5 protein-coding genes are annotated in these 21,709 nt (G+C 73.7%); all 5 read left to right on the top strand.

The genetic code is table 11. The annotated features are described in order from the left end of the window. The first annotated feature begins 10 nt into the window (after positions 1 to 10). The gene (locus GWI24_RS18555; protein WP_374103314.1) at positions 11 to 4,825 is read left to right on the top strand and encodes an amino acid adenylation domain-containing protein; all 4,815 of its coding nucleotides are present in this window, start codon (positions 11 to 13) and stop codon (positions 4,823 to 4,825) included. Continuing rightward, positions 4,822 to 12,705: a non-ribosomal peptide synthetase gene (locus GWI24_RS18550; protein ID WP_210947063.1), complete on the top strand. Its 7,884-nt coding sequence runs from the start codon at positions 4,822 to 4,824 to the stop codon at positions 12,703 to 12,705. Before GWI24_RS18555 ends, GWI24_RS18550 begins: the two co-directional genes overlap by 4 nt. Next, positions 12,702 to 19,814 (top strand): non-ribosomal peptide synthetase, encoded by a 7,113-nt coding sequence (locus GWI24_RS18545; protein WP_210947062.1) that lies wholly within the window; start codon positions 12,702 to 12,704, stop codon positions 19,812 to 19,814. The genes GWI24_RS18550 and GWI24_RS18545 overlap by 4 nt, the downstream gene beginning before the upstream one ends. Positions 19,815 to 19,888: 74 nt before the next feature. Further along, positions 19,889 to 20,101, top strand: a complete 213-nt coding sequence (locus tag GWI24_RS18540) for an MbtH family protein (protein WP_210947061.1) — start codon at positions 19,889 to 19,891, stop codon at positions 20,099 to 20,101. Between the two features lie 147 nt (positions 20,102 to 20,248). After that, positions 20,249 to 21,709: condensation domain-containing protein (locus tag GWI24_RS18535; RefSeq protein WP_247616560.1), on the top strand; the 1,461-nt coding region annotated here is incomplete at its 3' end.

Below are 21,709 nucleotides of genomic sequence, written 5' to 3'. Positions count from 1 at the left end.
GCACTCCCTCCTGGCCACGCGCCTGGTGTCCCGGATCCGCTCGGAGCTGGGCGCCGAGCTGACCGTCGGCGAGCTCTTCGAGGCCGCCACGCCCGCGGGGGTGGCCGAAGCCCTCTCTTCGGCAGCCGTGGCCCGGGACGGCGTGCACCGCTATGAACGTCCCACGGTGCTGCCCCTGTCCCACGCCCAGCAGCGCCTGTGGTTCCTCGACCGCCTCGAGGGCGGTGGCGCCACCTACAACCTGGCCTTCGAGATCACCCTCTCCGGTGCGTTGGACCGGGTGGCGCTGCGGGCGGCGTTGGCTGATGTGGTGGTGCGGCACGAGAGTCTGCGGACGGTGTTCGTGGAGGTCGAGGGGGTGCCGCGGCAGGTGGTGCGGTCCTCGGCGGTGGTGCCGTTCACCGAGGCCGAGGTGTCGCGGGAGGGGCTGGGCGAGGCGCTGAGCGCGGCGGTGGCCCGGCCGTTCGACCTGGCCGACGATGTCCTGCTGCGTGCGGATCTGTTCTCCCTGACCGAGCAGTCCGAGGCCGAGCATGTGCTGCTGCTGACCATGCATCACATCGTGGCCGACGGCTGGTCGCTGATTCCGCTCTCGACCGACCTCACCGCGGCCTACCGCGCCCGCCTCGCCGGCGGGGCTCCGCAGTGGCCGGAACTGCCGGTGCAGTACGCGGATTTCGCGCTGTGGCAGCGTGAGGTGCTGGGCGTGGAGGGTGCCGAGGGGAGTGTGTTCGACCGTCAGGTGGGGTTCTGGCGGGAGCGGCTGGCGGGGTTGCCGGAGGAGTTGGCGCTGCCGGTGGACCGTGCGCGTCCGGCGGTGCTGAGCGGGCGTGGTGACGTGGTGGAGTTCGGGGTCTCGCCGCAGGTGCACCGGGGGTTGGTGCGGTTGGCGCGGGAGTCGCGGGCGAGTGTGTTCATGGTGGTGCGGGCGGCGCTGGCCGGGCTGCTGTCGCGGCTGGGCGCCGGGCAGGACATCGCGGTGGGCACGGCCGTCGCGGGCCGCAATGACGTGGCGCTGGACGACCTGGTCGGGTTCTTCGTGAACACGTTGGTGCTGCGCACGGATGTGTCGGGCGACCCGTCGTTCCGTGAGCTGCTGGACCGGGTGCGGGAGTCGGACCTGTCGGCCTTCGCGCATCAGGACGTGCCGTTCGAGCGGCTGGTCGAGGTGGTCAATCCGCAGCGTTCGGCCGCCCGCCATCCGCTGTTCCAGGTGATGCTCGCCCTCCAGAACAACCCGGACCCCGAGCTGGACCTGCCGGGTATCGACGCGCGAATCCGCCAACTGCGCACGTCCACCGCCAAGTTCGACCTGACGTTTGACCTCGTCGAGCGCCACGAGGCGCAGGACACACCGGCCGGGATCGAGGGTGTCGTCGAGTACAGCGTGGATCTGTTCGACCGGGAGACGGTCGAGGCGATGGTGGCGCGGTTTGTGCGGTTGCTGGAGGCGGTGGTCGCGGATCCGGAGGTGCGGCTGGGCCGGGTGGAGATCCTCTCCGAGCGGGAGCGTTCGCGGCTGCTGACGGAGTGGAACGGTCCGGTGCTGGATGTGCCGGTGCGGTCGCTTCCGGCGCTGGTGGAGGCGCAGGTCGGGCGTACGCCGGATGCGGTGGCGCTGATCGAGGGCGAGGAGTGCTTGTCGTACCGGGTGTTGAACGCGCGGGCGAACCGGCTGGCGCGGTTGCTGGTGGGGATGGGCGTGGGTCCGGAGCGGATTGTCGCGCTGGCGTTGCCGCGTTCGGCGTCGCAGGTGGTGGCGTTGCTGGCGGTGGTGAAGGCCGGTGGTGCGTATTTGCCGGTGGATCCGGACTATCCGGCCGAGCGGATCTCGTACATGCTGGGCGACGCGGGTCCGGCGCTGCTGCTGACGGACAGTGCCACGGCCGCGGGGCTGCCCGGGACCGACGGTCTGACGCGGGTGGTTTTGGACGCGGAGGAGACTCTGGCGCGGGTCGATGCCCTGGCCGGGACGGATCTGGGCGACGGTGAGCGGCTGGCGCCGCTGTCGGTGGATCACCCGGCGTATGTCATCTACACCTCCGGCTCCACCGGCCGCCCCAAGGGCGTCGTCGTCACCCACCACGGCCTGGCCGCCTTCTCCGGGGCGGAGGCGGAGCGGTTCTTCGTCACCCCCGACAGCCGGGTGCTGCAGTTCGCCTCGCCGAGCTTCGACGCGGCGGTGCTTGAGGTGTGCATGGCCCTCCCGCACGGTGCGGCCCTGGTCGTCCCGCCGCCCGGGCCGCTCGTCGGCGAGACCCTCACCGACGTCCTGGCCGGGCAGGGGATCACCCACGCCCTCATTCCGCCCGCCGCCCTCGCCGGGGTGACCCCCACGGGCCTGACCGACTTCCGCACCCTCATCGTCGGTGGCGAGGCATGCCCCGCCGAACTGGTGGAGCGCTGGTCGTCCGGGCGCCGCATGGTCAACGCCTACGGGCCGACGGAATCCACCGTCGCCGCCACCACCAGCGGCCCCCTCGCCCCCGGCGCCGGGGCCCCGCCGATCGGCCGCCCGGTGTGGAACACCAGCGCCCTCGTCCTCGACGAGCGGCTGCGGCTCGTCCCCGTGGGCGTGGTCGGCGAGCTGTACATCGCCGGTGACGGGCTCGCCCGCGGCTATCTCGGCCGCCCCGGGCTCAGCGCCGAGCGGTTCGTGGCCCACCCGTACGGGCCGCCGGGGGCCAGGATGTACCGCACCGGCGACCTCGTCCGCTGGGGCGCCGACGGCCAGTTGGAGTACGTCGGCCGCGCCGACGGCCAGGTGAAGCTGCGCGGCTTCCGCATCGAGCTCGGCGAGATCGAGACCGTGCTCGCGGGCCATCCGGACGTGGAGCGCGCCGTGGTCGTCGTCCGCGAGGACCGCCCCGGCCATCGCCGGCTCGTCGGCTACATCGTGCCCGAGCCCGGTGGAGCGCGGCCCGACCAGCAGATCCTGCGCAAGCACGTGGCCGCCGCGCTGCCCGAGTACATGGTGCCGAGCGCGGTCGTGGCACTGGATCACCTGCCGTTGACTCCCAACGGCAAGCTGGACCAGAAGGCCCTGCCCGAGCCCGACCGCACCGCCGCCGCCCCGGGGCGCGCCCCCGCCACGGCGCGCGAGGAGACTCTGCGCCGGCTGTTCGCCGAGGTACTCGGGGTGGCCGAGGTGGGCGTCGAGGAGAGCTTCTTCGACCTCGGCGGCGACAGCATCGTCTCCATCCAGCTCGTCAGCGGGGCCCGCAAGGCGGGGCTCGTCATCACCCCGCGCGATGTCTTCCGGCACCGCACGGTCGAGGCGCTCGCGGCCGTCGCCCGCGAGGCCGAGGGGACGAGCCGCCCCGCCGCCGGGGACAGCGGCGTCGGCCCGATCCGGGAGACGCCGATCATCACCTGGCAGCGCGAACGGGGCGGCCCCGTGGACCGCTTCAGCCAGACCATGCTGCTGCGGGTCCCGGCGGACCTGGGGCTCACCCGCCTCCAGGACGCCCTCCAGACCGTGCTGGACCACCATGACGTGCTCCGGATGCGGCTGACACGGCGGACGCCCGACGCCAGTTGGGCCATGGAGGTGCCCGAGCCCGGCGCCGTCCCGGCCGCGCCCCGCGTCACCCGGGTCGAGGTGGCGGGGCTGGACGGTGACGCCCTGTCCGAGCGGGTCACCGCCGAGTCGGGGCGCGCCCTGGACCGCCTGGCCCCCGCGACCGGCGGCATGGTCGAGTCGGTCTGGTTCGACGCCGGACCGGACCGGCCCGGGCGGCTGCTGCTCGTCCTGCACCACCTGGTGGTGGACGGCGTCTCGTGGCGCATCCTGGTGCCCGACCTGACCGCCGCCTGGCAGGCCGCGGCGACGGGTCGGCCGGCCACCCTCGAGCCCGTGGGCACCTCGTTCCGGACCTGGGCCGAGCGCCTCGCCGACGAGGCCCGGAGCCCCCGGCGCACCGCCGAACTCGAGCTGTGGGAGCGGATGACCGCCACGCCCGAGCGCACCCTCGGCCGACGCCCCCTCGACCCCGCCCGGGACACCGTGGGCACCGCCCGGTCCCTCACCCTGACGATGGACCCCGAGCGCACCACCGCGGTGCTGACCGAGGTGCCCGCCGCCCTGAGCGCGTCGGTCAACGAGGTCATGCTGACCGCACTGGCCCTCGCGGTCACCGGCTGGCGCCGTCGGCGCGAAGGCGGTGACAACACCGCCGTCCTCATCGACCTCGAGGGCCACGGCCGCGAGGAGTTCGCCCCGGACATCGACCTCTCCCGCACGGTCGGCTGGTTCACCAGCCTCTACCCCGTGCGGCTCGACCCCGGCCGCCCGGACCCCGGACAGACCCCCGGAACGGCCGCCCTGAAGCGCGTCAAGGAGCAGCTGCGCGCGCTGCCGGACAACGGACTGGGCTACGGACTGCTGCGCCACCTCAACCCGCACACCGCGCGGGCCCTGGCGACGCGCCCCGTACCGCAGATCTCGTTCAACTACCTGGGACGCTTCGCGGCCCCCTCCGACACCGGAGGAGCGGGCACGGAGTGGACCGCCGACCCCCTGACGGACGTGCTGGGCGCCGGGGCCGACCCCGGCCTGCCGCTCGCACACTGCCTGGAAATCAATGTGCTGACACAAGACGGCGTGGACGGGCCCCGGCTGGCCGCCACCTGGTCGTGGCCGGACGGCGTGCTGTCCGAGCCCGAGGTGCGGGACCTCGCCGAGGGCTGGTTCACGGCACTGGACGCGCTGTCGGACCGGTCCGACCGGTCCGTGAGCGGTGGCTGGACCCCCTCGGACCTTCCGTTGGTGTCGTTGTCGCAGGCGGAGATCGACCTTTTGGAATCCGAGTGGAGGAATTCGTGACCAAGCCGGGACTTGCCGACGTTCTGCCCCTGTCGCCCCTGCAGGAGGGCATGCTCTTCCTCGCCCTCTACGACGAGCGGTCGGTGGACGCCTACACCGTGCAGCTGGGCTTCGACCTCGAGGGCGAGGTCGACCCGGCGGGGCTGCGCGCCGCCGGTGCCGCCCTGCTGCGCCGCCACCCCAATCTGCGGGCCGGGTTCCGGCACGAGAAGCTCAGCCGCCCCGTGCAGGTCATCCCGCACGAGGCGGAACTGCCCTGGCACGAGGCGGATCTGCGGGGCGGCTCGGACGAGGCCCGGCAGACGGCGCTGGACGAGCTGGTCGAGCGGGACCGCACACGCCGCTTCGACCTCGCGGCACCGCCGCTGATCCGCTTCACCCTCGCCCGGCTCGCCGACGACCGGTACCGCCTGCTGGTCACCCTGCACCACATCCTGCTGGACGGCTGGTCCTTCCCGCTGCTGGTCGACGACCTCTTCGAGCTGTACGCGCGGCGGGGCGACGAGAGCGGCCGGCCCAAGGTCACCCCGTACCGTGACTACCTCGCCTGGCTGTCCGGCCAGGACCGGGACGCCGCGGCCAAGGCGTGGCGCACCGCTCTCGACGGCGTCACCGAGCCGACCCTGCTCGTGCCGGGCGCCGGCCAGCGGGTGGACCGGATGCCCGAGGAGTTCAGCCTGGAGCTGCCCGCCGAGCTGACGGAGAGGCTGACCGCGCTGGCGCGGTCGCGGGGCTGGACGCTCAACACGGTGGTGCAGGGCGCGTGGGGTCTGCTGCTGGCCTCGCTGACCGGCCGTGACGACGTGGTCTTCGGCACCACCGTCTCGGGCCGCCCCCCGGAGCTCCCGGGCGTCGAGGCCATGGTCGGGCTGTTCATCAACACCCTGCCGGTGCGGGTGCGGCTGGACCCGGCCGAGACGCTGGCGCAGCTCCTCGGACGGCTCCAGGACCAGCACACCGAGCTGATGGACCACCAGCACCTCGGCCTCACCCAGATCCAGCGGGAGACCGGCACCGGCGCGCTCTTCGACACCCTCGCCGTCTTCGAGAACTACCCCTTCGACCCGTCCGGCCTGGACCGGACCGTGGACGGCGTGCGGGTCTCCGGCTTCTCCGGCGCCGAGGCCACCCACTACCCGCTGAGCCTCATCGCCTACCCGGGCGAGCGCATCCGGCTGCGCGTCGGCCACCGCCCCGAGCTGGTCGACCGCGCCACGGCCGAGACCGCCGCGGCGCGGCTCACCCGCGTCCTCGCGGCCGTCGCCGCCGACCCCGACCAGCGGGTGTCCGCCGTCGACGCCCTCGCGGCCGACGAGCGTGGACGCGTACTGGTCCGGTGGAACGACACCGCGCACGAGGTGCGGCCCGACACCCTCCCGCGGCTCTTCGAGGCCCGCGCGGCGGCCGTCCAGGACCACCCCGCCGTGATCTTCGAGTCCACCGAGGTCTCCTACGCCGACCTCAACGCCCGGGCCAACCGGCTCGCCCGCCACCTCATCGCCCAGGGCGTCGGCCCCGAGCGGACCGTGGCCCTGGCCGTGCCGCGCTCGGTGGAGCTGATCGTCGCCCTGCTCGCGGTCACCAAGACCGGCGCCGCCTACCTCCCGGTGGACCCCGACCACCCCCAGGACCGCACCTCCTACGTCCTCTCCCAGGCCCGGCCCGCCCTGGTGCTCACCACGGCGGCCACCGCCGGGGGCCTGCCCACCACGGCCGCGCCCGTCCTGGTGCTGGACGCGCCGGAGCAGGCCGAGGCCCTGGCGGGCCACGCGGACACCGACGTCGCGGACGCGGAGCGCACCGCGCCGCTGACCCCGGACCACCCCGCCTACGTCATCTACACTTCGGGCTCCACCGGCCGCCCCAAGGGCGTCGTCGTGCCGCACCGGGGCATCGTCAACCGACTCGCCTGGATGCAGGGGCAGTACGGGCTGGCCGCGGACGACCGGGTGCTCCAGAAGACCCCCGCCGGGTTCGACGTGTCGGTGTGGGAGTTCTTCTGGACCCTCACCGAGGGCGCCACGCTCGTCGTCGCCCGCCCCGGCGGCCACAAGGACCCGGCGTACCTCGCGGACCTGGTGCGCGATCAGGGCGTCACCACGCTCCACTTCGTCCCGTCGATGCTCCAGGAGTTCCTCCAGGAGCCGGCCGCCGCGCGGTGCACCGGGCTGCGCCGCGTCATCTGCAGCGGCGAGGCGCTTCCCGACCCGCTCCGCGAGCGGTTCTTCTCCGTCCTGACGGCGGCGGAACTGCACAACCTGTACGGCCCCACCGAGGCGTCCGTCGACGTCACCTACTGGCAGTGCGAGGCCGGACACGCGCCCGGCCCGGTGCCCATCGGCCGCCCGGTCTGGAACACCCGGACCCTGGTCCTGGACGCCATGCTGCGCCCGGTCGCCCCCGGTGTCGCGGGCGACCTCTACCTCGCCGGCGCGCAGCTCGCCCGGGGCTACCTCGACCGGCCCGACCTGACCGCCGAGCGCTTCGTCGCCGACCCGTACGGCCCGGCGGGCAGCCGGATGTACCGCACCGGCGATGTGGCCCGCTGGACGGACGAGGGGGTCCTGGAGTTCCTCGGCCGCGCCGACGACCAGGTGAAGCTGCGTGGCTTCCGCATCGAGCTCGGCGAGATCGAGGCCGCCCTGACCGGCCATCCGCGGATCGCCGCCGCGGCCGTCGTGGTCCGCGAGGACCGGCCCGGTGACCAGCGGCTGGTGGCCTACGTGGTCGCCGCGGACCCGGCGGACGCCCCCGACACCGCGGACCTGCGCGCCCACCTGGCCGCGGCGGTGCCCGAGTACATGGTGCCGTCGGCGTTCGTGTCCCTGGACCGGCTGCCGGTGTCCGCCAACGGCAAGCTGGACCGCAAGGCCCTGCCCGCCCCCGACGCCGTCACCGGCGGAAGCGGTCGCGCGCCGCGCACACCGCGCGAGGAGATCCTGTGCGGTCTGTTCGCCGAGGTGCTGGGCGTGGACCGGGTGGGCCCCGACGACGACTTCTTCGCGCTGGGCGGTCACTCGCTGCTGGCCACGCGCCTGGTGGCGCGGATCCGCTCCGCGCTGGGCGTGGAACTGGCCGTGGGCGCGCTCTTCGAGGCGCCCACCGCGGCCCGGCTGGAGACCGAGCTCGCCCACGCGGGCGACGCGCGTCCGGGGGTGCGCCCGTATGTGCGCCCCGAGGTGCTGCCGCTGTCGCACGCCCAGCACGGCCAGTGGGTGATCAACCGCATCGAGGAAGGCTCCTCGGCCTACCACATCCCCTACGCCACGCGCCTGTCCGGCGAGCTGGACCGGGGTGCGCTGCGGGCGGCGTTGGCTGATGTGGTGGCGCGGCACGAGAGTCTGCGGACGGTGTTCGTGGAGGTGGACGGGGTGCCGCGGCAGGTGGTGCGGTCCTCGGTGGAGGTGCCGTTCACCGAGGCCGAGGTGTCGCGGGAGGGGCTGGGCGAGGCGCTGAGCGCGGCGGTGGCGCTCCCCTTTGACCTCGCGGACGATGTCCTGCTGCGCGCGGATCTGTTCTCCCTGACCGAGCAGTCCGAGAGCGAGCATGTGCTGCTGCTCACCATGCACCACATCGCCTCGGACGGCTGGTCGCTCAGCCCGCTCGCCCGCGATCTGTCCGCCGCGTACACCGCTCGGCGCGAGGGCCGTGCGCCCGTGTGGCCGGAACTGCCGGTGCAGTACGCGGATTTCGCGCTGTGGCAGCGTGAGGTGCTGGGCGCGGAGGGCACCGGGGGGAGTGTGTTCGACCGTCAGGTGGGGTTCTGGCGGGAGCGGCTGGCGGGGTTGCCGGAGGAGTTGGCGCTGCCGGTGGACCGTGCGCGTCCGGCGGTGCTGAGTGGTCGTGGCGATGTGGTGGAGTTCGGGGTCTCGCCGCAGGTGCACCGGGGTTTGGTGCGATTGGCGCGGGAGTCGCGGGCGAGTGTGTTCATGGTGGTGCAGGCGGCGCTGGCCGGGCTGCTGTCGCGGCTGGGCGCCGGGCAGGACATCGCCCTCGGCACGGCCGTCGCGGGCCGCACCGACGAGGCGCTGGACGACCTGGTCGGCTTCTTCGTGAACAGCCTGGTGCTGCGCACCGACGTCTCGGGCGACCCCTCGTTCCGTGAACTGGTGGACCGGGTGCGGGAGTCGGACCTGTCCGCTTTCGCGCATCAGGACGTCCCGTTCGAGCGGCTGGTCGAGGCGATCAACCCGCAGCGTTCGGCCGCCCGCCATCCGCTGTTCCAGGTGATGCTCAACCTCCAGAACAACCCCGAGCCGCAGCTGGCGCTCGACGGGATCACGGTCGAGCCGCAGCCCGTCGACGTGGCCGTCAGCAAGTTCGACCTCAGCGTCGACCTGACCGAGCGCCATGGCGCCGACGGTGCCGCCGAGGGCGTCCACGGCGAGATCCGCTACAGCGTGGATCTGTTCGACCGGGAGACGATCGAGGCGATGGTGGCGCGGTTTGTGCGGTTGCTGGAGGCGGTGGTCGCGGATCCGGAGGTGCGGCTGGGCCGGGTGGAGATCCTCTCCGAGCGGGAGCGTTCGCGGCTGCTGACGGAGTGGAACGGTCCGGTGCTGGATGTGCCGGTGCGGTCGCTCCCGGCGCTGATCGAGGCCCAGGTCGGGCGTACGCCGGATGCGGTGGCGCTGATCGAGGGCGAGGAGTGCTTGTCGTACCGGGTGTTGAACACGCGGGCGAACCGGCTGGCGCGGTTGCTGGTGGGCTTGGGCGTGGGTCCGGAGCGGATTGTCGCGCTGGCGTTGCCGCGTTCGGCGTCGCAGGTGGTGGCGTTGCTGGCGGTGGTGAAGGCCGGTGGTGCGTATCTGCCGGTGGATCCGGACTATCCGGCCGAACGGATCTCCTACATGCTGGGCGACGCGGGTCCGGCGCTGCTGCTGACGGACAGTGCGACGGCTGCGGGGCTGCCCGAGACCGACGGTCTGACGCGGGTGGTTTTGGACGCGGAGGAGACCCGGGCGCGGGTCGAGGCCTTGGCCGGGACGGATCTGGGCGACGGTGAGCGGCTGGCGCCGCTGTCGGTGGATCACCCGGCGTATGTCATCTACACCTCCGGCTCCACCGGCCGTCCCAAGGGCGTCGTCGTCACCCACCGCTCCCTGTCCGACTACCTGGACTGGACGGGCCGCTCCTACCCGAGCGCGGCCGGCGCCGCGCTGCTGCACTCGCCGGTCTCCTTCGACCTGACGGTGACCGCGCTCTACACCCCGCTCGTCGTCGGCGGCGCGGTGCACCTCGCCGCGCTGGAGGAGGCCCCCGCCGCCGAGCGGGCCCTGGCCGATCGCCCGGTGACCTTCCTGAAGGCCACCCCCAGCCATCTGCCGCTGCTCGCGGCCCTCCCCGACACGTTCTCGCCCGACAACGAGCTGCTGCTCGGCGGCGAGGCCCTCTTCGGCGAGGCGCTCCAGGACTGGCGGGCCCGCCACCCCGGGGCCACCGTGCTGAACGTGTACGGGCCCACCGAAGGGACCGTCAACGTCGCGGAGTTCCGTATCGAGCCCGGTGCCGAGGTCCCGTCAGGACCCGTGCCGATCGGCCTCCCGCAGGGCAACGCGCGCCTCTACGTCCTGGACGAAGGGCTGCGGCTCGCCCCGCCCGGAGTGACCGGCGAGCTGTACATCGCGGGCACCGCCCTGGCCCGCGGCTACCTCAACCGTGCCGCGCTGACGGCCGAGCGCTTCGTCGCCGACCCGTACGGCGCGCCGGGCGCCCGGATGTACCGCACCGGCGACCTCGCCCGCCGCCGCACCGACGGCAATCTGGAGTACGTCGGCCGCGCCGACGACCAGGTCAAGGTGCGCGGCTTCCGCATCGAGCTCGGCGAGATCGAGACGGTGCTCGCGGGCCACCCGGAAGTGGAGCGCGCCGTGGTCGTCGTCCGCGAGGACCAGCCGGGCGAGCGGCGCCTGGTCGGCTACGCCGTGCCCGCCGCGGGCGCCCGCCCCGACCCGGCGGCGCTCCGGACCCGGGTCGCGGACGCGGTGCCGGACTACATGGTGCCCGCCGCGGTCGTCCTGCTGGACGCGCTGCCGCTGACCGCGCACGGCAAGCTGGACCGCGCGGCGCTGCCCGCGCCGGACTTCGCCGCCACGGTCACCAAGCAGGGGCCGCGCACCCCGCAGGAGGAGATCCTCTGCGAGATCTTCGCGGATCTGCTCGACCTGTCCGAGGTCGGTGTGCACGACAGCTTCTTCGACCTCGGCGGCGACAGCATCATCTCCATCCAGCTCGTCAGCCGGGCCCGCAAGGCCGGGCTCTCGCTCACCCCGCGGGCCGTCTTCCAGCACAAGACGGTCGAGGCCCTGGCGGCCCACGCGGGCACCGTCGGCAAGCGTGTGGGCAAGGGGACCGACACCGGGGTCGGCTCGGTGCCGCTCACCCCGATCATCCACCGGCTGCGCGACCGCGGCGGCCCGATCGGGAAGTACGCCCAGTCGGTGCTGCTGCAGGTCCCGGCCGACCTCGGCGAGGAGCTGCTGGAGACCACGGTGCAGACCGTGCTCGACCACCACGACGCCCTGCGGATGCGGCTGACCCGCCCCGAGGGCGGCGGCGAGTGGTCGCTGGAGGTGCCGACGCGCGGCACCGTGCGCGCGGCCGAGTCCCTTACCCGGGTCGACGTCGCGGGGCTGGGCACGGAGGCCCTCCAGGCCGCCATCGAGAGGGAGGCCGAGACCGCGTGGGCGCGGCTCTCCCCCGAGCAGGGGCGGATGCTCCAGGCGGTCTGGTTCGACGCGGGCCCGAAGGCCTCCGGCCGGCTCCTGGTGATCATCCACCACCTGGTGGTGGACGGCGTCTCCTGGCGCATCCTGGAGACCGACCTGGAGGCGGCCTGGCAGGCGGCCAAGGAGGGACGCCCGGCCGAACTCCAGCCGGTCGGCACCTCGTATCGGCGCTGGGCCGAACACCTGGTGGCCTCCGCGTACGCCCCCGGGCGGGTCAAGGAGGTTCAGCTGTGGTCCAGCACCCTGGACGTGCCGGACCCGCTGCTCAGCGACCGGCCGCTCGACCCGTCGCAGGACATGAACCACACCATGGGCGGGCTGTGGCAGATCCTGCCGCCGGAGCTGACCGGGCCCGTGCTCACCAAGGTCCCGGCGGCGTTCAACGCGGGCGTCAACGACGTGCTGCTCACCGCGCTCGCCCTGGCGGTCGCCCACTGGCGGCGCTCGCGCGGCGGTGAGGACCACCCGGCCGTCCTCGTGGACCTGGAGGGCCACGGCCGCGAGGAGTTCACCGACGGTGTGGACCTGTCCCGGACGGTCGGCTGGTTCTCCAGCATCCACCCGGTGCGCCTGGACCCAGGCCCGCTCGACTGGCGGGAGGTCCTGGCGGGCGGGCCGGCCCTCGGGGACGCGCTCAAGCGCGTGAAGGAGCAGCTGCGCTCCATCCCCGACAACGGCCTCGGCTTCGGGCTGCTGCGCCACCTCAACCTGGACACCAAGCCCGTCCTGGCCGGCTTCCTGCCCCGCCAGATCGGCTTCAACTACCTCGGCCGGTTCGACATGGCGGGCCGCGCGGAGTACGCCGACTGGGCCGCGGCGCCGGAGAAGGCCCCCGGGTTCTCCGACCAGGACGCCCCGATGATGTACGCCCTGTCCCTCAACGCGGTCACCGAGGACCACGCCGACGGCCCCCGCCTGCGGGTCGCCTGGGCCTTCCCCGGAGCGCTGTTCCGCGAGCCCGAGGTCAAGGAGCTCAGCGAGGTCTGGGCGCAGGTGCTCCAGGCCCTGGTCACCCATGTCGAGGGCGGCGCCTCCGGCGGCCACACACCCTCGGACCTGCCGCTGGTGTCGCTGAGCCAGCAGGAGATCGACGAACTCGAGGACGAGTTGGACGACGACGAGCTCGACGAGGAGTGGGGGATCACCCGGTGAAGCAATCCCGGATCGAGGACGTACTGCCCCTGGGGCCATTGCAGGAGGGACTGCTGTTCCACGCCCTGTACGACACCGAGGGCATCGACCCCTACACCGTGCAGAGCGTGTTCCACCTCGAGGGCGACATCGACACCGAGGCCCTCAAGGCCGCCGGACGGGCCCTGCTGAAGCGGCACGCCGTGCTGCGCGCCGGGTTCCGGCACAAGGGCGGGGAGCGCCCGGTGCAGGTCATCCGGCGCGAGGTGCCCCTGCCCTGGCAGGAGCACGACCTGAGCACCATCGCGGACCAGGAGCGGCGCGAGGACGCGGCGCGCCGCGTCGTGGACGAGGACCGCACCCGCCGGTTCGACATGGCCAGGCCGCCGCTCATGCGGTTCACCCTGGTCAGGATGGGCCCGCGGGACCACCGGCTGGTGCTGACCAAGCACCACATCCTCATGGACGGCTGGTCCTCGCCGATCGTGGCGGGCGAGTTCTTCGAGCTGTACGCCCGGGGCGGGGACGCCTCGGGCCTGCCGCCGGTCACCCCGTACCGCGACTACCTCGCCTGGCTGGCCGGCCAGGACACCGAGGCCGCCGAGGCGGCCTGGCGCACCGCGCTGGCGGGCCTGGCCGAGCCGACCCTGCTCGCGCCGCGCGCCACCGGCCACGCCGAGGTGGTCCCCGAGGAGCTGAGCGCGTCGCTGTCCGCCGAGCTGACCGAGGGCCTGACGGCGCTGGCGCGGTCGCGGGGCTGGACGCTCAACACGGTGGTGCAGGGCGCGTGGGGCCTGCTGCTGGCGTCGCTGACCGGCCGTGACGACGTGGTGTTCGGCACCACCGTGTCCGGCCGGCCCCCGGAGATCCCGGGGGTGGAGACGATGGTGGGGCTGTTCATCAACACCCTGCCGGTGCGGGTGCGGCTGGACCCGGCCGAGACGCTGGCGCAGCTGCTGGGGCGGCTCCAGGACCAGCACACCGAGCTGATGGACCACCAGCACCTCGGACTCACCCGGATCCAGGGCCTGGCCGGTGTCGGCACCCTCTTCGACACCCTCGTCCTCTTCGAGAACTACCGGGTGGACTCCGGGACGGTGGAGTCCTCCCTCGCCGGCGCCCGGGTCACCGGCGGCTCCGGCCGCGACGCCACCCACTACCCGCTGAGCCTCGCCATGGCCCCCGGGCCCACGATGCTGCTCAAGGTGGGCTACCGCCCCGATGTGTTCGACCGCGCGACGGTCGCCTCCCTGGTCGACCGGCTCACCCGGTTCTTCGAGGCGGTGGTGGCCGATCCCGGGCAGCTCGTCGGGCGGGTGGACGCGCTCGACCCCGCCGTCCGCCGCCAGGTGCTGCTGGACTGGAACGACACCGCGCGCGAGATGCCCGCCACGACCCTGCCCGGGATGTTCCAGGAGCAGGTGGCGCGCACCCCGGACCACCTCGCGGTGGTGCACGGCGACACCGCCCTCGGCTACGCCGAGCTCAATGAGCGGGCCAACCGGCTCGCCCACCACCTGATCTCGCTGGGCGCGGGCCCGGAGAAGCTGGTGGCGCTGTCGCTGCCGCGCAACGACCGCACCCTGGTGGCCGTCCTCGCGGTGCTCAAGTCAGGCGCCGGGTATCTGCCCATCGACCCCAAGTACCCGGCCGACCGGATCGCGTACATCGTCCAGGACGCCGCCCCGGCGCTGGTGCTCACCGAGTCCGGAGTCGACGCGGCCCTGCCCGCCACCGGCCACCGGGTGGTCGTCCTCGACGACCCCGAGGTCGAGCGGGCCCTGGAGAGCGCCCCGGCGACCGACCCGGCCGACGGCGAGCGGCGCGCACCGCTGCACCCCGCCTCGCCCGCGTACGTCATCTACACCTCGGGCTCCACCGGCCGCCCCAAGGGTGTCGCCGTGCCGCACCGCGCGGTGGTCAACCTCGCGGCCTGGGCGCGCACCGCCCTGGGCCCCGAGCGGCTGACCCGGCTGCTGTTCACCACCTCGCTCAGCTTCGACGTCTCCGTCTTCGAGATGTTCGGGACGCTGATGTCGGGCGGCACCCTGGAGGTCCTGGACGACCTCCTGGCGCTGGCCGAACGGCCCACCGCGCAGCTGCCCGGCACCGTGGTCAGCGCCGTGCCCTCGGCGCTGGCCCAGCTGGTCGGCCAGGGGGACGTACGGCTCACCGCCGACACGGTGCTGCTGTGCGGTGAGCGGCTGGGCACCCAGGCCGCCGTGGACATCCAGAAGACCCTGTCGGCGGGGCGGCTGTCCAATGTGTACGGCCCCACCGAGGCCACCGTCTACGCCACGGCGTGGGACACCGACGCTCCCGTGGAGTCGGCGCCGCCCATCGGCCGCCCCCTGCACAACTACCGGGCGCTGGTCCTGGACCGCTGGCTGCGGCCGGTCGCCCCCGGCACCGACGGCGAGCTGTATCTCGCCGGAGAGGGTGTGGCCCGGGGCTATCTGAACCGGCCGGGCCTCACGGCGGAGCGCTTCGTGGCCGACCCGTACGGGCCCGCGGGCAGCCGGATGTACCGCACCGGGGACCGCGCCCGGTGGACCCCCGACGGCCTCCTGGAGTGCCTCGGCCGCACCGACGACCAGGTCAAGCTGCGCGGCTTCCGCATCGAGCTCGGCGAGATCGAGTCGGTCATGGCCGCGCACCCCGGCGTGGGCCACGCGGCCGCGGTCGTCCGGGAGGACCAGGAGGGCGACCGGCGCCTGGTCGGCTATGTGGTCGCCGACCCCGGGGGCCGCCCCGACGTCGCCGCGCTGCGCACCCGGCTCGCGGCCACCCTGCCCGAGTACATGGTGCCGTCGGCTTTCGTCACCCTGCCCGAACTGCCCATGACCGCCAACGGGAAGCTGGACCGCAAGGCCCTGCCCGCTCCGGAGGTGGCCGGAGCGTCGGCCCGCCCGCCGCGCTCCCCGCAGGAGGAGATCCTGTGCGGGCTGTTCGCCGAGGTCCTCGGCGTGGAGCGGGTCGGCGTGGACGACAACTTCTTCGACCTGGGCGGGCATTCGCTGCTCGCCACCCGGCTGGTGTCCCGGGTGCGCTCGGCGCTGGGCGTGGAGCTGGCCATCCGCTCCCTGTTCGAGGCCGCCACCCCGGCCCGGCTCGCGGGCCTGCTGGCCGGAGCCGGAACGGCCCGTACCCCGCTGACCGCGCAGCCGCGGCCCGCGGAGCTCCCGCTGTCCTTCGCCCAGCGGCGGCTGTGGTTCCTCGACCGCCTCGGCGACGACCGCGGCGCCTACAACATCCCCACCGCGATGCGGCTCGCCGGCGAGGTGGACCGGGACGCCCTCGAGGCCGCCCTGCGCGACGTCGTCGCCCGGCACGAGAGCCTGCGGACGGTGTTCCGGGAGACCGACGGGGTGCCCCGGCAGGTCGTCCTGGACTCGGCCGAGATCTCCCTCGTCCACTCCGAGGTGCGCGAGGAGGAGCTGCCCGACGCCCTCAACGCCGAGGTCACGGCCCACTTCGACCTGGCCGCGGCGATCCCCGTACGGGCCCGTCTGTTCACCCTGGGCGAGACCGACCACGTGCTGCTGGTGACCATCCACCACATCGCCTCGGACGGCTGGTCCATGGGCCCGCTCGCCCGCGACCTGTCCACGGCCTATGTGGCGCGGCTGCGCGGCGATGCCCCCGACTGGCGCGAACTCCCGGTGCACTACGCGGACTTCACCCTCTGGCAGCGCGAGGTGCTGGGCGAGGAGGCCGATCCGGACAGCCCGATCGCCCGCCAGCTCGCCTACTGGAAGGAGAGTCTGGACCGGCTCCCCGAGGAGCTGGCCCTGCCCGCGGACCGGCCCCGGCCCCCCGTCGCCTCGGGCCGCGGCGGCGCGGTGGTCTTCCGGATCGACCCCGAACTGCACGCCTCGCTCGCCCAGCTGGCGCGGGCGGGCCGGGCCACGCTGTTCATGGTCCTCCAGACCGGCCTCGCCACCCTGCTCGACCGGCTCGGCGGCGGCACCGACATCCCCATCGGCACCCCGGTCGCGGGCCGCACCGACGAGGCGCTGGACGACCTCATCGGCTTCTTCGTCAACACGCTCGTGCTGCGCACCGACACCTCGGGGGCGCCGACCTTCAAGGAGCTGATCCAGCGGGTCCGGGAGCGGGACCTGAGCGCGTTCGCCCACCAGGACGTCCCGTTCGAGCGGCTGGTGGAGGTCCTCAACCCGGAGCGGTCCCAGGCCCGCCACCCGCTGTTCCAGGTGCTGCTCACCCTGCAGAACACCGCGGACACGGACGTGGTGCTGCCCGGCCTGAACGCCACGCCGCAGCCGGTGGCGGTGGACATCAGCAAGTTCGACCTGAGCCTGGAGCTCAGCGAGGAGCTGCTCGCCGACGGCGGCACCGACGGCATCGACGGCGTGCTGCGCTACAGCACGGACCTCTTCGACCACGGCACCGCCGAGGCGCTCGCCGAGCGGCTGGTCCGGGTGCTGCGGACGATGGCCGCCGCCCCCGACACCTCCATCGCCGACGTCGACGTGCTGACCGCCGAGGAGCGCGAGCGGATCCTGCGGGGCTGGAACGACACCGCCCACCAGGTGCCCGCCACCACCCTGCCCGCGCTGTTCGAGGAGCGGGCGGCCCGCACCCCCGACCGGCCGGCGCTGGTCTTCGAGGGCACCACCCTCGGCTACGCGGAGCTCAACGCGCGGGCCAACCGCCTCGCCCGGCTGCTCATCGAGCGCGGAGTGGGCCCCGAGGGGCACGTCGGCATCGCCGTACCGCGCTCGCTGGAGCTGGTCGTGGCGCTGCTCGCGGTGGTCAAGACCGGCGCGGCCTATGTGCCGGTGGACCCCGGCTACCCGGCCGACCGCATCCGCTTCATGCTGGAGGACGCGGCCCCGGCGCTGCTGCTGACGACCACGGAGACGGCCGCCGGACTGCCCGTCGGGGAGTCCGTGCCGGTCCTGACGCTGGACGCGCCCGGCACCCTGGACACCCTCGCCGGGCTCCCGGAGGGCGATGTGTCCGACGGCGAGCGGCGCGCACCGCTGCACCCCGCCTCGCCCGCGTACGTCATCTACACCTCCGGCTCCACCGGCCGCCCCAAGGGCGTGATGGTGCCGCACGAGGGCATCGTCAACCGGCTCGCCTGGATGCAGGCGCGCTACGGCCTGGGCCCCGAGGACCGGGTGCTGCAGAAGACGCCGGCGGGCTTCGACGTCTCCGTCTGGGAGTTCTTCTGGCCGCTGCTGGAAGGCGCGGCGCTGGTCGTCGCCCGGCCCGAGGGCCACAAGGACCCCGCCTATCTGGCCGAGCTGATCCGGGCGGAGGGCATCACCACCGTCCACTTCGTGCCCTCGATGCTCCAGGTGTTCCTCCAGGAGCCGGGCGCCGCCCGGTGCACCGGACTGCGGCGCGTCCTGTGCAGCGGCGAGGCGCTGCCCCGCGAGCTCCAGGACGAGTTCCTGCGCACCATGGACGCCGAACTGCACAACCTGTACGGCCCGACCGAGGCATCGGTGGACGTCACCTCCTGGGAGTGCGAGCGCGCGGCCGCGCCGGGCCCGGTGCCCATCGGCCGGCCGGTGTGGAACACCCGGCTGTACGTCCTCGACGACGCGCTGCGCCCGGTGCCGCCCGGGGTGCCCGGCGATCTGTACCTGGCGGGCGTCCAGCTCGCCCGGGGCTATCTGGGCCGCCCCGGCCTGTCGGCCGAACGGTTCGTCGCCGACCCCTTCTCCGCCGACGGCGGCCGGATGTACCGCACCGGGGACGTCGCCCGCTGGCGGCCCGACGGCGCGCTGGACTTCCTCGGCCGCGCCGACGACCAGGTGAAGCTGCGCGGCTTCCGGATCGAACTGGGCGAGATCGAGGCGGTGCTGGCCCGCCACGCCGAGGTGGCGCACACCGCGGTCGTCGTCCGCGAGGACCAGCCCGGCGACCGGCGCCTGGTGGCGTACGTCGTCGCCCCGGCGGCCGGTGGCGCGCCGGACCCGGCGGCTCTGCGCGACCACCTGGCGGCCGAGGTGCCCGAATACATGGTGCCGTCCGCCTTCGTGACGCTGCCCGAGCTGCCGCTGACCCCAAACGGCAAGCTGGACCGCAAGGCGCTGCCCGCCCCGGAGGCACCCGCCGCCGCCGAGGGCCGCGCCCCGCGCAATGTGCGCGAGCAGATCCTGTGCGGTGTGTTCGCGGACGTCCTGGGGCTGCCCCGGGTCGGGATCGACGACAACTTCTTCGAGCTGGGCGGCCATTCGCTGCTCATGGTGCGGCTGGCCAACCAGGTGCGGCTCGCCTTCGGCGTGGACCTCACGATCCGGACCGTCCTCAACACCCCGACCGTCGCGGGCCTGGCCGAGCGGCTGTACGAGCTGGACCCCGGCGACGACCTGGACGTCCTGCTGCCCATCCGGCCGCAGGGCTCCCTGCCCCCGCTGTTCTGCGTCCACCCCGGCACGGGCGTCGGCTGGCCCTACACCCGGCTCATCCCCGAGGTGGACCGCGACCGGCCCATCTACGCCTTCCAGGCCAGGGGGCTCCGGGACCTCACCGAACTGCCCGGGTCCATCGAGGAGGCCATCGAGGACTACCTCGGAATGATCCGGGAGATCCAGCCGCACGGCCCCTACCACCTGCTCGGCTGGTCCCTCGGCGCGCCCATCGCCCAGGGCATCGCCACCCGGCTCCAGGCGTCCGGCGAGGAGGTCGCCCTGCTGATGAGCCTGGACGGCTATCCGATGGACGCGGCGCCGGTCAACGCCGAGCCGTGGAGCCAGCAGCAGTTCCTTCTGGACCTGCTGGAGGTCGCGGGCATCGACCTCGGCCACGACGGCCCCCTCGACCGCGACGAGGTGATGGCGGCCATCCGCGAGGAGGGCTCGCCCTTCGCCACGCTCAGCGCGGCCCAGTCGGAGAACATGTTCCGGATCTACCGGAACTTCGCCGTGGTGAGCGAGGCGTTCACCCCCGACCGGTTCACCGGCGACATGGTCTTCTTCCGCGCCGCCCGCTCCAGCGAGGAGCTCGGGCTGCACCCGCACACCTGGGACCGGTACGTGGACGGCCGGGTCGAGGTCCACAACATCGAGTGCGTCCACGGCGAGATGACCCAGCCGGTGGCCATGCGGGTCATCGGGCCGATCCTCCGGGAGCGGCTCCGCACCGGCGACTGAACCCGGCCCTTCCGCTCCGGGAGCCTCCCGGAGCACCGAAACCCTTCGGGAACCGAAACAAGGAGAGACACGACATGAGCAACCCGTTCGAGAACGCCGAGGGCCGCTTCTTCGTCCTGGTCAACGAGGAGCAGCAGTACTCCCTCTGGCCGGCGTTCGCCGAGGTCCCGGCCGGCTGGACGGTCGTCCACGGCGAGGACACCCGCGACGCGTGCCTTGCGCACATCAACCAGAACTGGACCGACATGCGGCCCAAGAGCCTGGTCGAGGCGATGAACGCCGCCTGACCCCACCGCCCCACCACGCCGGGCCCGGGGGACGGCCGCACCTGATCCGTGCGGCCGTCCCCGGGCCGGGGCCCGCCTCCTGGCACCGCCGCGCGAGAGCGCGCCACCCGATATGCGAGCCTCACCGCGACCGAGGATGAACGAGACATGCCTGACGCCCGGACCACCCGGCTCCCCCTGACCGCCGCCCAGTCGGGAATGTGGTACGCCCAGCGGCTGGACCCCGACAACCCGATCTACAACGGTGCCCAGTACCTGGAGATCCAGGGACTACTCGACCCCGACCTCCTGGAGGAGGCGCTGCGCCGGGTCGTCCGGGAGACCGACGCGCTGCGCACCCGCTTCGTCGAGGACGCCGAGGGCGTATGGCAGGTGGTCGACCCGGACGGCACGGGCACGGTCCAGTACCTCGACGTCAGCCATGAGGACGACCCCCAGGCCGCGGCCGAGGCATGGATGCGCGCCGACTTCCGGCGCCCGCTGAACCTCCTCGACGACGAGCTGGTCCGCTTCGCCGTCCTCGAGACCGCCCCCGACCGCTTCCTGTGGTACCTGCGCTGCCACCACATCGTGCTGGACGGCTTCAGCGGGGCCCTGGTCACCCGGCGGGCCGCCGAGATCTACACCGCCCTGGCGGCCGGAACCCCGGTGCCCGAGAGCGAGTTCGCCCCGCTGGCGGAGCTGGTGGCCGCCGACGAGCGCTACCGCGCCTCGGAGGACTTCGCCAAGGACAAGGCGCACTGGAACACCCTGCTCGCCGACCGCCCCAAGCCGCCCAGCCTGACGGCCGCGGACCCCACCATGCCCACCCGCCTGCTGCGCGGCACCACCTGGCTCTCCCCGGAGTCCACCCGCGCGCTGCGGGAGGCCGGGGACCGGGCCGGGGTCCCCTGGCCGCCCGTGGTGACGGCCGTCCTCGCCGCCTATCTGCAGAGCCTCGGCGGGGGCGATGACATCGTCGTCGGACTGCCCGTGACCGGCCGGCTCGGCAAGGTCGCACGGGCCACCCCGGGCATGGTCTCCAACGTTCTGCCGCTGCGGCTGTCGGTACGGCCCGAGTCCACCTTCGACGCCCTGCTCACCCAGGTCGCCGGGGCGATGCGGCGGGTGCTGCGGCACCAGCGCTACCGCTACGAGGACCTGCGCCGCGACCTCGGCCTGCTCGGCGGCGACCAGCGCCTGGTCGGACCGCAGATCAACATCATGATGTTCGGCCACGGGCTGACCTTCGGCGAGCTGCCCGCGACCCCGCACACCCTCAACCTCGGCCCGGTGGACGACCTGTCGGTCGTGGTCCACGACCTGGGCGAGGGGAAGGGGCTGCGCATCGACTTCGAGGGCAACCCCGAGCTCTACGGCGAGGACGCTCTCGCACTCCACCAGCGCCGGTTCGTCCAGCTGATGGAGTCCCTCGCGGCCGCGGGCCCGGACCGCGCCCTGGGCACCGTGGACCTCCTCCTGCCCGAGGAGCGGACCCGGTTGCTGCCGCCGGGGGACGCCACCCCGGCCGCGCGCCCGGACACCACCCTCACCGAGCTGTTCGAGGCGCGGGCGCGGGAGTCCGCCGGGAGTGTGGCGGTGGTGTGCGGCCAGGAGTCCCTGACGTAT

Source organism: Streptomyces sp. MK37H (genome assembly GCF_018035285.1).
Taxonomy (GTDB): Bacteria; Actinomycetota; Actinomycetes; order Streptomycetales; family Streptomycetaceae; genus Streptomyces; species Streptomyces endocoffeicus.
Note: the sequence above shows the minus strand (reverse complement) of the source record. Positions and strands in the feature narration are given on the sequence as shown.

What these genes read in the sequence shown, in the direction of transcription:
- GWI24_RS18540 (WP_210947061.1), top strand. Translation starts at nt 19,889, where the DNA reads ATGAGCAACCCGTTCGAGAACGCCGAGGGCCGCTTCTTCGTCCTGGTC.